This is a genomic window from Streptomyces aureoversilis, from assembly GCF_042657885.1.
GTDB classification, from domain to species: Bacteria; Actinomycetota; Actinomycetes; order Streptomycetales; family Streptomycetaceae; genus Streptomyces; species Streptomyces aureoversilis.
This window is the reverse complement of the sequence record NZ_JBHSKJ010000006.1, coordinates 37,326-50,312: the sequence shown is the minus strand read 5'-3', so window position 1 is coordinate 50,312 and position 12,987 is coordinate 37,326. Positions and strand designations below refer to the sequence as shown.

At 70.7% G+C, this 12,987-nt stretch carries 12 protein-coding genes; 5 read left to right on the top strand and 7 right to left on the bottom strand.

Translation table 11 applies throughout. From position 1 onward, the window contains the following. Positions 1 to 5: 5 nt before the first annotated feature. The 3 genes from ACFPP6_RS12265 to ACFPP6_RS12255 form a co-directional block, all read right to left on the bottom strand. Positions 6 to 929 carry a DUF6000 family protein gene (locus ACFPP6_RS12265; RefSeq protein WP_382040261.1) on the bottom strand — a complete coding sequence of 308 codons (924 nt, stop codon included), beginning with the start codon at positions 927 to 929 and terminating at the stop codon, positions 6 to 8. A gap of 591 nt (positions 930 to 1,520) precedes the next feature. After that, positions 1,521 to 1,721, bottom strand: a complete 201-nt coding sequence (locus ACFPP6_RS12260) for a hypothetical protein (RefSeq protein ID WP_382040258.1) — start codon at positions 1,719 to 1,721, stop codon at positions 1,521 to 1,523. Between the two features lie 84 nt (positions 1,722 to 1,805). After that, positions 1,806 to 2,507, bottom strand: coding sequence for a FadR/GntR family transcriptional regulator (locus ACFPP6_RS12255; protein WP_382040256.1), 702 nt, complete (start codon positions 2,505 to 2,507; stop codon positions 1,806 to 1,808). Positions 2,508 to 2,634: 127 nt separating this feature from the next. On the opposite strand from ACFPP6_RS12255, the gene ACFPP6_RS12250 reads away from it, so the two are divergent. From ACFPP6_RS12250 to ACFPP6_RS12240, 3 genes are all read left to right on the top strand, one after another. Then, complete coding sequence (locus ACFPP6_RS12250) at positions 2,635 to 3,150, top strand: gluconokinase (RefSeq protein ID WP_382040253.1); 516 nt, start codon at positions 2,635 to 2,637, stop codon at positions 3,148 to 3,150. A 67-nt stretch (positions 3,151 to 3,217) separates the two neighbouring features. Then, a complete protein-coding gene (locus ACFPP6_RS12245) occupies positions 3,218 to 4,615 on the top strand; it encodes a GntP family permease (RefSeq protein ID WP_382040252.1) in 1,398 nt (465 codons plus the stop codon). A 109-nt stretch (positions 4,616 to 4,724) separates the two neighbouring features. After that, a complete protein-coding gene (locus tag ACFPP6_RS12240; RefSeq protein ID WP_382040249.1) occupies positions 4,725 to 5,402 on the top strand; it encodes a signal protein in 678 nt (225 codons plus the stop codon). Positions 5,403 to 5,498: 96 nt separating this feature from the next. Here ACFPP6_RS12240 and ACFPP6_RS12235 read toward each other — a convergent pair whose 3' ends face one another. After that, positions 5,499 to 7,115, bottom strand: coding sequence for an FAD-dependent monooxygenase (locus tag ACFPP6_RS12235; protein WP_417801533.1), 1,617 nt, complete (start codon positions 7,113 to 7,115; stop codon positions 5,499 to 5,501). 139 nt (positions 7,116 to 7,254) lie between these two features. Here ACFPP6_RS12235 and ACFPP6_RS12230 point away from each other — a divergent pair, with 139 nt between their 5' ends. Beyond that, complete coding sequence (locus ACFPP6_RS12230; protein ID WP_382040244.1) at positions 7,255 to 7,935, top strand: TetR/AcrR family transcriptional regulator C-terminal domain-containing protein; 681 nt, start codon at positions 7,255 to 7,257, stop codon at positions 7,933 to 7,935. On the opposite strand, the gene ACFPP6_RS12225 is transcribed toward ACFPP6_RS12230, so the two are convergent. From ACFPP6_RS12225 to ACFPP6_RS12215, 3 genes are read right to left on the bottom strand one after another with little or no spacing between them, the layout of a single operon-like run. Continuing rightward, complete coding sequence (locus tag ACFPP6_RS12225) at positions 7,885 to 9,045, bottom strand: acyltransferase family protein (protein WP_382040241.1); 1,161 nt, start codon at positions 9,043 to 9,045, stop codon at positions 7,885 to 7,887. The two genes, ACFPP6_RS12230 and ACFPP6_RS12225, sit on opposite strands and share 51 nt — an antisense overlap. Continuing rightward, positions 9,042 to 10,433, bottom strand: coding sequence for a polysialyltransferase family glycosyltransferase (locus tag ACFPP6_RS12220; protein ID WP_382040239.1), 1,392 nt, complete (start codon positions 10,431 to 10,433; stop codon positions 9,042 to 9,044). The genes ACFPP6_RS12225 and ACFPP6_RS12220 overlap by 4 nt, the downstream gene beginning before the upstream one ends. Beyond that, positions 10,433 to 11,446: a glycosyltransferase family 2 protein gene (locus ACFPP6_RS12215; protein WP_382040236.1), complete on the bottom strand. Its 1,014-nt coding sequence runs from the start codon at positions 11,444 to 11,446 to the stop codon at positions 10,433 to 10,435. The genes ACFPP6_RS12220 and ACFPP6_RS12215 overlap by 1 nt, the downstream gene beginning before the upstream one ends. A gap of 187 nt (positions 11,447 to 11,633) precedes the next feature. Here ACFPP6_RS12215 and ACFPP6_RS12210 point away from each other — a divergent pair, with 187 nt between their 5' ends. Then, positions 11,634 to 12,959 carry a DUF6716 putative glycosyltransferase gene (locus tag ACFPP6_RS12210; RefSeq protein ID WP_382040233.1) on the top strand — a complete coding sequence of 442 codons (1,326 nt, stop codon included), beginning with the start codon at positions 11,634 to 11,636 and terminating at the stop codon, positions 12,957 to 12,959. The last annotated feature ends 28 nt before the right edge of the window (positions 12,960 to 12,987 follow it).

Here is a 12,987-nt window from a genome sequence, read left to right as displayed (position 1 = left end):
AACTGTCACGCATGCGACATTAGGTATTCTTGCAGCTTTTGCCGGTCCGGGAAAACTTCATTTTGGCCACTTGGCCCGCCGCCTGGATTCGCGACCAGCCAGCGAATGGGGCCGGGACCTAGGCTATAGATGACCGCCCCGCAGTGTTGGCATGCAGCGACGGAAAGCGGGTGCAGTGGAAGCAAGGGGTTACCTTCACTCAGGGTCGAGCGAAGTTGCTCATCAAAGGATTTGCGCTCTGATTCTATCTCCATGATGCGCCAGTTTTCGGGCAATGAAGTGGGCCGCCAGACCTCGTACGCATATGCGAGGTCTGCGGGATTGGCGACCTTGAATGAGGCGGTCAATTTACGGGAGTGCAACCTTACGAACCCGCGAAGGTAGTCGATCAGCTCGCGTTCGTTCGGCGCTTGACTCGATCCGGACCATTCGGCCCAGGGCCCATCAGGTCGGTCGAAGCGATTTGAATAGGAGGTGCCCAAGTCGGAATCAAGGCAGAGAAGTGAACCGAACGCCCACGCTTGGGCGAAATGTGGTTCACCGGCCACCAGTGACCGATCCAAGTATGCGGCTAGAATTTCCGCATCATCTTGTGATCCAAAAATCGATAGTGCGAGGCAGTATCCATTTGCCGCTTCTCGTGATCCCTCTTCCTCGAGCAAGGTGCAGAGAAGTGGGCGAAATTCGGTTCGCCTTGCCATTGAAATCATCCACGTAGCTGTCAGGCGAGCCCGCCAGTCCGCTTTAAGGAGGGGGATGAAATCTGAGTAGGCGGCATGGGCTGAATCCTCGGAGAGGGCTCGGCCAAATTCGCTTCGCACTCGTTCGTCAGCGTTCTTCAGGGCCCAGCCTTGAAGCTTCCCATAACGTCGATTGGGCATGACATATCGTCGGACAGCTGCAAGGGTGTCGACGCTATCATTAGGCATCACGACAACATCTTGACGTACGCCACCCCGGCATGTCGACTGAGGTACCAATAGCCGTATCGGCTATCGCTCGCGGATCACTTGGGGTTCTTGCGGGCCTGGCGCTCCGACATCCAGCCTGCGCTGATGGCCAGCGTGGCAGCGTCCACTGCGAAGCCTGCGGCGGACGGGTTGACGTAGGAGGGGACGCCGACGGTGAAGGTCTCCTTGTTGTCGAGGTGGCAGGTGAAGCGGATCGGTATGTAGTCGATCTCGTAGGTGATCGAGTGCGCGGATTGCCAACCGTGACTGCGGCAGGGTCGTACAGGGGCGCTGTCGGCCCCTCCGTCCTCGGAGCTTGCGGATCGGCGGCTTCGGCTTCCTGCGGCGCCTCATTGGTGTACTGAGGTCAGCCCGCCGACTCAACTCGGCGGATATATCACTCTGTTGTGCGAGCTCGGCCGTGGCTGCGGATCAACATCCGTTGTTATGCCGGTCGATGCGTCGCGCGCATGAGGGCGCGCTTTTCCGCCGGGCCTCGGCCGGCATCGGTAGGAAACCGTGCCCCGATGCAGCGCACAAGCAGTGGTCACCCCCGCCGGAGGCGAGGCGTTACCGGCCGCCCCGTGTCATCAGCAGCAGCGCTCCGATGGCGATGATCGGGGTGATCACGATGAGGGCGAGGCCCATCGGGTTGCGGTGGTTGTAGACCCAGCGGGTGCCGTAGCGCTGGCGCATGAAGAGGGGCTGGTCGTCGCCGGCGGGGGCGCGGTCGCGGTCGTGATCGCCGGCGTGGTCGTTCTCGGGGCGCATAGGGTCAGGCTACGGACGGCAGTTCGATGTGGCGATCATTTTGTCGCACCCCTGTTGTTTTGTGGCGCGGCTGGTACATCCGGGCTATGGGGCGAGGATGTCCAGTTCCGCCATCGCGCCCGCCGTGATCTCGCGGGTCAGGGCCTCCGCGCGGGCCGCGTCCCGTTCCCGTACGGCTTCGGCGACGCGTACGTGGAGGGTGACGGCGGCCGGGTCGGGGTCGGTGAACATGACCTGGTGCTCCGTGCGGCCGGTGAGGACCTCGGCGACGACGTCGCCCAGGCGGGCGAACATCTCGTTGCCGGAGGCGCGCAGGATCACCCGGTGGAAGGCCACGTCGTGGACCAGATAGGCGGACAACTGCTGGCCGCGGGACGTGGCGACCATGCCGAGGGCGTGGCGGGTCAGCTCCTCGCACTGCTCCGCTGTCGCGAGGCGGGCCGCGAGGCCCGCCGCCACCGGCTCGACGGCCGAGCGCAGCACGGTGAGGGAGCGCAGCTGCCGGGGCCGGTCGGCGCCGGCCAGACGCCAGCGGATGACCTGCGGGTCGTAGACGTTCCACTCCTCGGTGGGGCGGACGGTCACGCCGACCCGGCGCCGGGAGGTGACCAGGTGCATGGACTCCAGGACGCGTATCGCCTCGCGGATCACCGTGCGCGAGACCTCGAAGCGCTGTTCCAGCTCGTCGGTGCGCAGCACGCTGCCCGGCGGGTACGCACCGGCGGTGATCGCGGGCCCGAGGGACTCCAGCACGCGTCCGTGCAGCCCCTGCCCCTGGTTTTCCATGGGGCAAGCCTACGGTCCTCCGTCGCGGCAAATTAAGTATGACGTTTGAGTCACAGAGTCTTGAATATGTCGTACGTAATGGGTTTCAGTGTCCGCACCCCCCGTCAACGGAGACAGTGAGGCCCCGATGAGCAGCCGTCCGGCATACCCCCACGTCGTCGTCGTGATGGGCGTCGCCGGCACCGGCAAGACCACCGTCGGCCCGCTCGTCGCGGAGGCCCTCGGCGTCCCCTACGCCGAAGGCGACGACTTCCACCCGGCCGCCAACATCGCCAAGATGTCCGCCGGGACCCCCCTCGACGATGCCGACCGGGCCCCCTGGCTCGACGCCATCGGCGCGTGGGCCGCGGGCCGGGCCGGCCGCGGCGGGGTCGTCAGCTGCTCCGCGCTCAAGCGCGCGTACCGGGACCGGCTGCGCGCAGCCGCGCCCGGTCTCGTCTTCCTCCACCTCACCGGCGATCACGACCTGATCGCCGGCCGCATGGCCGCCCGCAAGGGCCACTTCATGACCACCCGGCTGCTGGACTCCCAGTTCGCCACCCTCGAACCGCTCGGCGCGGACGAGGCGGGCGTCGACGTGGACGTCGAACCCGGGCCGGAGGTCATCGCCGAACGGGCCGTCCAAGGCCTGCGGCAGTTCTGATCACTCCCTCCCCTTCCTCCCCTTCCTCCCCCTCCCTCTTCCTCCCTCCCCCCTCCAAGGAAGCCCCGTGAGCACTCTCAGCGTCGAGATGCTGGCCGCGGCCCCCGCCGAACCGATCACCTCGGCGGGTCACGCACAGCTGGGGATCGCCGTCCTCGTCGGCATCGCCGTCATCGTCCTCCTCATCACCCGCCTCAAGCTGCACGCCTTTCTCTCCCTGACCATCGGTTCGCTGGTGCTCGGAGCCGTGGCGGGCGCGCCCCTGGACAAGGCCATCGCGAGCTTCACCACCGGGCTCGGGGCGACCGTCGCCGGTGTCGGCGTCCTCATCGCGCTCGGTGCGATCCTGGGCAAGCTCCTGGCCGACTCCGGCGGCGCCGACCAGATCGTCGACACGATCCTGGCGAAGGCGGGGCCGCGCTCGATGCCCTGGGCGATCGTGCTGATCGCGGGCGTCATCGGCCTGCCGCTCTTCTTCGAGGTCGGGATCGTCCTGCTGATCCCGGTGGTGCTGCTCGTCGCCAAGCGCGGCAACCACTCCCTGATGCGGATCGGCATCCCCGCGCTCGCGGGACTGTCCGTCATGCACGGCCTGGTGCCCCCGCACCCCGGCCCGCTGGCCGCCATCGACGCCATCGGCGCGAACCTCGGCGTCACCCTCGCCCTGGGCGTGCTCATCGCCGTGCCCACCGCCGTGATCGCCGGACCGCTCTTCTCCCGGCTGGCGGCCCGCTGGGTGGACGTCATGCCGCCCGAGAAGCTGATACCCCAGCGGCCGTCGGCCGAACTGGAGCGGCGGCCCAGCTTCGCCGTCACCGTCGCCACCGTCATGCTGCCGGTCGTCCTCATGCTTGCCAAGGCCCTCGTCGACATCGTCGTGGACGACCCCGAGGACCACGTCCAGCGCGTCACCGACGTCATCGGCTCGCCGCTGGTCGCCCTGCTTGCCGCCGTCCTCGTCGGGCTCTTCACGCTCGGCCGGGCCGCCGGCTTCGGCCGCGACCGGCTCGCCGTGACCGTGGAGAAGTCCCTCGTCCCCATCGCCGGCATCCTGCTGATCGTCGGCGCCGGCGGCGGCTTCAAGCAGACCCTGATCGACGTGGGCGTCGGCCGGATGATCCTGGACTTCTCCAAGGACTGGTCGGTCTCGGCCCTGCTGCTGGCCTGGCTGATCGCCGTCGCCATCCGGCTCGCGACGGGCTCGGCGACGGTCGCCACCATCTCGGCCGCGGGCCTGGTCGCCCCGCTGGCCGCCGACATGAGCACGACGCACGCCGCGCTGCTCGTCCTGGCCGTCGGCGGCGGCTCGCTGTTCTTCAGCCACGTCAATGACGCCGGGTTCTGGATGGTGAAGGAATACTTCGGCATGGACGTCGGGCAGACGATCAAGACGTGGTCGCTGATGGAGACCGTGATCTCCGTCGTCTCCCTCGTGTTCGTGCTGCTGCTGTCGCTGGTCCTCTGACGCGCCGGGGGCCTCGGCCCCCGGTCCGTTGCTCCTCTCGGCCGTGCTTGCACCGCCCGCTCTGCGTTGCTGCCGCTCCGATGGGCATATCGGACCTTAGGCTTCGCACATGCGCATCGGAAGACCTGTCGCCGTGCTGCTCGGCGCCTCCCTGCTGGCAGCCGGCTGCACGAGCAGCCCCTCCCCGAAACACGCGGATGCGAAGAGCACCCCGAACGGCGGCGCCACCGCCCCCGCGTCCCCCGACGCGGCGGCGGGGCCGCTCGGCGCCTCCGACCTCCAGGGCCGCTGGTGGACCTGGGCGTCCTCCAGCCCCAGCGGCTCCAACCCGGTCGAGGACCGGGACGGCAGCCTGTGCGACCGGGGCCAGAAGGACGGCGTCTGGTTCCTGGCCGGCACCTTCGGCGAACGCGCCAAGCGCACGTGCGCCGTCCCGGCCGGGCGGCGGGTGGCGTTCCCGCTGGTGAACCTGATGAGCGATCAGGCCGGCTGCTCCGAGTTCATGGCCCCCGCCAAGGGCACCGCCACCCTCGACGGCAAGCCCCTGCGGGCCGAGCGCTACGACGCCACGCCCGTACGGGTCACCGCCGAGGAGGGCAACCCCCTCACCGACGGCGGCGGCAGCTTCCGCACCCACGCCTGCGGGCTGTGGGTGCAGATGGAGCCGCTGCGCCCCGGCAACCACACCCTGCAGATCCGGGGATCCTCCGGGCGCTTCACCGTCTCGGTCGACTACACGCTCAAGGTCCCGGCGGCCGGGTCGGCCACGGACCACGACGCCGCCTGACCGCCTGACCGTCTGGCGGCCTGACCGCCTGACGGCCCGGCCGTCTCCGTCCGACCGCCTGGGCCCGTACGTCGCAGGCCCGGCCCGTACCACCGCTCAGGGGCGTATCTCCGGTACCGCCCCTGTCCCCGAGACCTCCGCCAGATACGCCCGGACGTCCGCCGCGTCGTCCGTGGCCAGCCCGACATAGCCGTCCGGGCGGACCAGGAACAACCCCGTGCCGTACGCCGCCTTGGCGTGCCCGCCGGCATCGATCAGGTCCGGCGCGGCACCACCGATCCGGTACGTACGGACCCACTCCACGTCCGCCACCGCGGCCGCGGCCGGCTCGCCCTCGGCATCCGACCCGGTGAGGTCCAACAGGGTGAAATGCGGGCCCCGGAAGGCGTCGAAGAGGCTGAAGGGCGCGCCCGAGGCGTCGGTGCAGGGCGCGTCGGGCGCCCGGTCACCCGCCCGCAGGACGTCCTCCGAGCTGTCCGCCCCCTCCGGCAGCCCCCGGCGCAGCTCGCGCGCCAGCGGGCCCGTCCGGTAGCCGAGGGTGAGCTGGTGGGTCTCCTTGCCGCGCCGCGACAGGCCGCGCTCGACGCCGAGGGTGCGGTCCTGCGTATGCATGCGCGTGCTCAGGGCCAGCACATCGGCGGCCACCCGCATCCGCTCGGCGTCGTACGTGTCGAGGAGGGCGTCCGGCGCGCCGTGCCGCAGGACGGCCCCCAGCTTCCAGCCGAGGTTGTAGGCGTCCTGCACGCTGGTATTGAGGCCCTGCCCGCCGGCGGGGGAGTGGATGTGCGCGGCGTCCCCGGCGAGGAAGACCCGGCCCGTGCGGAAGCGCTCGGCCATGCCGGCCTTCGGCCGGAAGGACGAGGCCCAGACGGTCTCCTCCGGCACGAGGCCCGTGAGGCCCGTGCGTTCCGCGATGAGCCGGGCCAGGGCCTCGGGGGCGGCGTCGCGCTCCGGCTGCGGTTCGTAGGCGGTGTCGGACCAGAAGGCCATGATCTGGACGGTGTCCGCCGAGGCCTCCAGCGGGCGCAGGCCGATGAGCCCGCCGGGCGCCGTGGGCCACATGTGCCAGTGGTCGCGGTCGATCCCCGCCTGCTCGAAGCCTGTCATCCGCACGTCGGCGATCAGCGCCGGGCGCGCGTCGACGGCCTCGACCTCGAAGGGCACGCCGAGCGCCTTCCGGACGGTGCTGCGCCCCCCGTCCGCCGCGACGAGATAGGCCGCCCGCACCGTCTCCACCGTGCCGTCGGCATGCCGCAGCTCGGCCGTGACACCGGCGCCGTCCTCGTCGCCGTCCTCGTCCTGGGTGAATCCCACCAGCTCGGTATTGAAGTCCACCCGGCCGCCCAGCTCTTCGAGGCGCGCGTACAGCACCTCCACCGTGCGCCACTGGGGACACATCAGCACATGGGGATAGGGCACGCCGGGGGAGGGATCGCCGGGCTCGACGAGTTCCCACTCGCGCATGCGCTCGGTGCCCTCCCACGTCTGCATCGGCGGGACGGGGCCGCCGGAGGCCAGCAGGGCCGCCACGGTGCCCAGGTCGTCCATCACTTCCAGGCTGCGCGGCTGTATCCCCGTGCCGCGCGAGCCGGGGAATCCGCGCCCGTCCCGCTCGACGAGCCGGTGGCGGATGCCTCGCCGCGTCAGGTCGATGGCGAGGACCAGGCCGGTGGGCCCGGCTCCGGCGATGAGCACTTCGGTTTCGGCGGACACGTCGGCCGACGGGCCGGTGGATGCGTCAGTTGATGTGTCAGTGGATGCAGGCGTGGTCGTAGCCATGCGATCCGCCCCCCTTAACGTCGTTAAGTGCGTTGCCCTCCCAGAGTGAACTGAACGTTGTTAAGCTGTCAAGGTGGCAACTCGCATCGACCGCGCCCAAGTGGCCGAAACCGCCCTCCGTTTGCTCAACGAGGTGGGCCTCGAAGGCCTGACCCTGCGCAGGATCGCCAAGGAGCTGGGCGTCCAGGCCCCGGCGCTCTACTGGCACTTCAAGAACAAGCAGGAGCTGCTCGACGAGGTGGCCACCGAGATGTTCCGGCGGATGTCCGGATCCCTCGCCGCCGTCGACACCAGCACGTGGCAGGAGTTCCTGACCGGCGCGGCCCGCGTGATCCGCGAATTCCTGCTCGGCTACCGCGACGGCGCCAAGGTCTTCAGCGGCACGCGCTTCACCGACCTCGGCTACGCGAGCCCGGTGGAGGGGATGATGCGGGTGATCGTGGACGCGGGCTTCACCCCGCAGGCCGCCGCCCGCGCCTGGTTCACGATCAACACGTACACGATGGGGTACGTGATCGAGGAGCAGTCCGTCTACCCCGACCCCGGCGGCGAGCGCGACCCCGCGTACGAACTGGAGGAGCGCGCCCGGAAACTGGAGGGCTACCCCCTGGCCATACAGGCAGGAGAGGTGTTTTTCAGCGATCTCGACGCCGGCTTCGAGGACGGCCTGCACGCCGTCGTCGCCGGTATCGAGGCGACCCTGCTACCGCCGCCCCTCAGGGGATCCGCCGGTAATTCCCCCGGGGTCGAGTGACCTGCGCAGTACGGGCGTGAGCCGCTGCTCCACGCAGCGGTGCAGCAGCCAGGCCAGGCCCAGCATCAGGGCGACGGTCAGGCCGAGCGTCGCGTACGAGGGGATGCCGAGACTCCGGTGCAGGACGCCGATCACCACCCACCCCAGGTGCTCGTGCACGAGGTAGAACGGGTACGTCAGCGCGCCCGCGACCGTCAGCCGGCGCCCGCCCGCCCAGCGGAACCTGCCCAGGGCCACGGCCGCCACCGCCGCGTAACCCAGCGCCAGGACGGCGACGATCACGTACGGGGAGCGGTACGAGAAGTAGTTCGGGTTCGGCGGGTGCCACAGCCCCGCCACCGCGTAGTGCTGCCCGACCAGGAAGCTCACGGCGACGATCCCCCAGTGCAGGAGATCGTGCCCGAAGCGGTGGACCAGGTACAGGCCGATGCCGCCGATGAAGTACGACGAGTACTCCGGCATCACCACGACCCGCAGGAACTCCACGTGCGAGGCCGTCGTCACCACGGTCGTCAGCGTCCACACCGCACAGAACAGCACCACCCGGTGCCGCGTCGCCCCCGGCAGCACCACGAACAGCGCGAAGAGCGCGTAGAACCGCAGCTCCGCCCAGAGCGTCCAGCACACGCCCAGTACGCGCTGCGCGCCCACCGGCTGCTGCAGCATCGTCAGGTTCACGAGCGCGTCACTGAACGAGACCGTCCTGTACGCGACCCACGGCAGCGCGAACGCGACGGTCACCAGCAGGATCGCCGCCCAGTAGGCGGGGTAGAGGCGGGCCGCGCGGGAGGCGAAGAACGAGCGCAGGGGGCGGCCCCAGCCGCTCATGCAGATCACGAAGCCGCTGATGACGAAGAAGATCTCGACGCCGAGGCAGCCGTAGGCGAACGCGCCCGACAGGGTGGGGAATTCGTGCCGCGGCGAGGCGCCCCATGCGCGGCTCACGTCGCCGTCGCGTCCGCCGTAGTGATACAGGGCCACCATCAGGGCGGCGATGATGCGGAGGGCGTCCAGGGCGCGGAGGCGGTTGCCGGCGTGGGGTTCCCCTGACGGCGCCGGCCGCTCCAAGGGCGCCTTTCGGCGCAGGCGCGGCTGGGCCGGGGCCGTCACGTGGTCACCGTCGCCTTCGTCGCCTTTGCTGCCCGTGCCTTGGACAGCCGCCGCTGCAGAGCCCGCGCCCTCCGGGCCACCTTCCGTACGGTCGGGTTGCGCGGCAGGAACCCCAGTTGCGACGGGATCCCGCCCGGCAGTGCCAGGGCGGTGAGGCGGCGGCGCTTGAAGTAGCGGCGGGTGTGGGGGGTGAGGTGTGTGGTGAGGTAGCGCTCCGCGGCGGGGCGGAGGTTCGGGTAGATCTGGGGCTGCATCGCGAAGCCGACGGCGGCCAGGAGGTCGTTGAGGTCGGTTCCGCCCTGCGGAATGCCGGTCCGGGACGCGCTCTCAAGCGCAGGCAGCGTGGCGTCCACCAGCGTCACCGGCACCCGATTGCTGTTCTGGTACGGGCTCAGGCGTTCCAGGAGGAGGTCCGTGCCCGTGTGTGCTGCCGGGAGGGCGTAGAAGGTCGTCGCCGTCAGCAGGGCCGTCGAGAAGCAGCCGGTCACCAGGGCCGGGCGCAGTCGCTGGTAGGCGACCTCGGCCAGGACGGGCGTGTCGAGGACGGTCAGGGTGACGCCGAGCCGGCCGGCCTCCTCCTCCAGCATCTGCGACCAGCGGGCCGGTGCCGCCGGGTGGGGCTTGAAGACGAGCTCGCGGTGGCCGCGCCCGGCTGCGCCGCGCAGCATCCGCACGTGCAGCTGTTCCTCTTCCTCGGGGGTGAGGATGTCGAGCGCCGACAGGTACTGCCCGAGCAGCAGCGCGGCGCCTTCGGGGGCGTCGAGGGCGGGTGCGGCGTCGGCGAGTTCGGCCAGCACCTTGGTGAAGACCTCCGTGGGGACGATCTCCGGCGCGACGCCGAACTCCGAGAGCAGCAGCGGCCGCAGCCCGGGTACGAGGTCGAGGTGGAGCAGACGCCCGACGCGGGTGCCGATCAGCGGGTCGACCTTGTTGCGGGTGGGGCCGTAGCTCATGAGCCCGTCGGCGTAGACGTCGAGCGGGGCGTCGGGGAAGCACTGCACGATGGCGAGCGCGGGGCTGACCTGGAGGGACTCGACGGCCAGCGAGACGTCGTCGTCGCCCAGGTCCCACAGCAGCCTCAAGTGCCGTTCCCACAGGGGCGCGTCGTCCGGTCTCGGCGACCAGCCGGACGGGTGGAAGGGGCGGATCGCTTCGTTCCAGGACAGGACGCCGTCGAAGCGGCTGCGCAGCCGCTCGAAGCCGGGGGCTTCGTCCAGGGCCGGGGTGGTCTCCGGGACGGCCGCGGTGTTGGCGACGAGCAGCAGCCGGCGGTCGGCGGGGGTGAAGCAACCGGCGTCCAGGGCGGCGGCGAGCGTCGCGGCTCCGTAGAGCGTGGACGCGAGGAAGATCTGTGTGCGGTGGCGCGCGGGGGGCGGGAGGGCGGGCATCAGGCGGCCGCTCCGGCAGCGCCCGAGGCCCCGGCTCCGGTCCCGGCTCCCGTCCCGCCCGGCCGTCGCCTCAGCCTCCGCAAGCGGATCGCACGGTCGTAGTCCATGGAATTCACGGCGTCCTTGACGAGTTCCGGTGGCAGTCGGCGCAGCGCGGCCGCGCTCTTCGTACGCAATGCGCGGGCCACCTGCGGCTCAAAACGTTCGATATTCGTCAGATGATGGGCAATGATTGCGCAATATGTTCGAACGGCCTTCGGGAGGAATTCCTCCGCGTTCCGGTCCCGGGCCGTCTCCTCGATGACCTGATCGAATGCGCGCAGGAAATCGAGCTGGCGCACGTCGCCGATCTGGGTGAGCGAAGTCGCGACCCCGCGCCGGTAGAAGACGCCCAGCAACCCGGCCACGGCGAACGTGCGCGCCTCGCGGTGCAGGCGCCAGATCCAGGGCCGGTCCTCGGCGGTCCGCAGGCCGTCGGTGAAGTGCAGCAGCCCGGCGTCCAGCAGCCGCCGGTGGTAGATGCCGGCCCAGGCGTACGGGTAGTCGACGGACGTCGAGCGGTCCGCCGGCAGGATCGTGCCGCGGGGGTCGAGGACCACTCCGCGGCGGCCGTGCGGCACGCGCTGCACGGTGCGGGTGCGGCCCGTGCACTGCACGTGGTCCGTGCGGACGAAGTCGACGTCCAGTTCCTCGATGAACGCGACGAGCTGCGCGTAGTAGCCGGGGGCCAGCCAGTCGTCGCCGTCGAGGAAGGTCAGGTACTCGCCGCGCGCCGCGTCCAGCCCGGTGTTGCGGGCGGTGGCGAGGCCGCCGTTGCGCTCGTGGCGCACGACCACGGCGCCCGGCAGCTCGCGCCCGGCGCGCTCCAGGAGTGCCGGCGTGCCGTCGGTCGAACGGTCGTCCACGAGAATGAATTCGAAATCCTCACGGGCGTTCGCACGCAGACTTCTCAGCACATCGGGCGCAAAGGTCTGAACATTGAAGAACGGGACGATGACGGAGAGCTTGACCACCCCGGCGACATTAGGCGGCCCCCCGGCATTCGTCTTGGCCACGGGCGGGCGCGGAGGTGAACGAAGCGCGGCGGAATGATGAACCCGCCCCGTCCCCGGGCCGATTCGCCGATCGTCGGTGTGCTGTTTACCGGCTGTTGCCCTCGCGTTGGGCAACGAAACGGAATGGATTTCTATCGTCGGCGACGTGCCATCACGTACCGAACCTCCGCTGCGGATCGCCGTGCTCGCCGACTCCGACACCCGGTGGAAATGGGGGGCGCTCACCGCGCACCGCCTCGCCCCGGGCGCACGGCTCGACGGGCGCCTCCTGAGAGGCCGCGCGACCCCCACCGCCCGCCAGCTCACCGAGGTGGGCGTGGCCGCGGCGGAGATCGCCGAGGTCACCGGGACGGAGTTCGTCCGCTCGGCCGGCCGCGACCGCTGCGACGTCGTGGTGCTCGCCTGCGTCGGCGGCGCCGTCCAGGCCATGGTGCACGGTCTCGCCGCGGCCTGGGAGGGGGAGGCCCGCAGGCCCGTCGTGGTGACCGGCTACGTGGGCGTCGTCTACGAGAAGCTCGCCGACGGGCTGCTGCTGCGCCACGGCGCCGACCTCGTCCTCGCCAACTCGCCGTACGACGCCGCCCGTTTCCGCGAGGTCTACGAGGGGGTGGGGGTGGACGCGTCGTGCGTGACCGCATGGGCGCTGCCGTTCCTCGGCGACCGGAACGGCCCAGCCCGCGATCAAGTGCGCCCGTTCACCGTCGTGTTCGCCGCCCAGCCCTCCGTGCCGGAGGGCCGCGCCGACCGCGCCTATCTGCTGCGGCGCGCCGTCGCGCACGCCCGGGCGCACCCGGAGCGCGAGGTGTTCATCAAACTCCGCAGCAAGCCCGGAGAGCACACCACCCACATCGAGGAACTCCCGTACCAGAAGCTCGCCCTGCGCGTGCCCGGCGGGCTCCCGTCCAACTGCCGCCTCGTCTACGGGCACATGGGCGAGGTGCTCGACCGCACGGACCTCCTGGTCACCGTGAGTTCCACCGCGGCCCTGGAGTCCCTCCACCGCGGGATCCCCACCGCCGTCCTCACCGACCTCGGCATCCGCGAGTCCCTCGGCAACCACCACTTCCTCGGCTCGGGATGCCTCGCCTCCTGGGACCGGCTCGACGCGGGCCACCTGCCCGAGGCCGACCCGGAGTGGGCGGCCCGCCAGGGCGTGCCCTCCGACGGCTCCGGGGAGGCCGTCTTCGCCGCCGCCCGGCAGCGCGTCGCGGAGCTTGCCGCCCGGCCGGGCCTCCCGCCCCTCGACCCCTACTACACCGCAGCCACCGCACCCGGGTACCTCCCCGCCGTCCTCGCCCGCCACGGCCTCGACCACCGGGGCCGGCCCCTTCCCGGCCGGGCGGGAGCACCCCGCGAGGAGAGCGCCCTGCGCCGCGCGGGCCGCGCCGCCCTGCGCGACGCGGCCCGCGGCGCCTACCGCCACGGCGTCCAGCGGGTGGCTCCGCTGATCCGCCGGGCGGGGGAGCTGTGACCGCCGGAGCGGCACCGTCCCGCCGCCG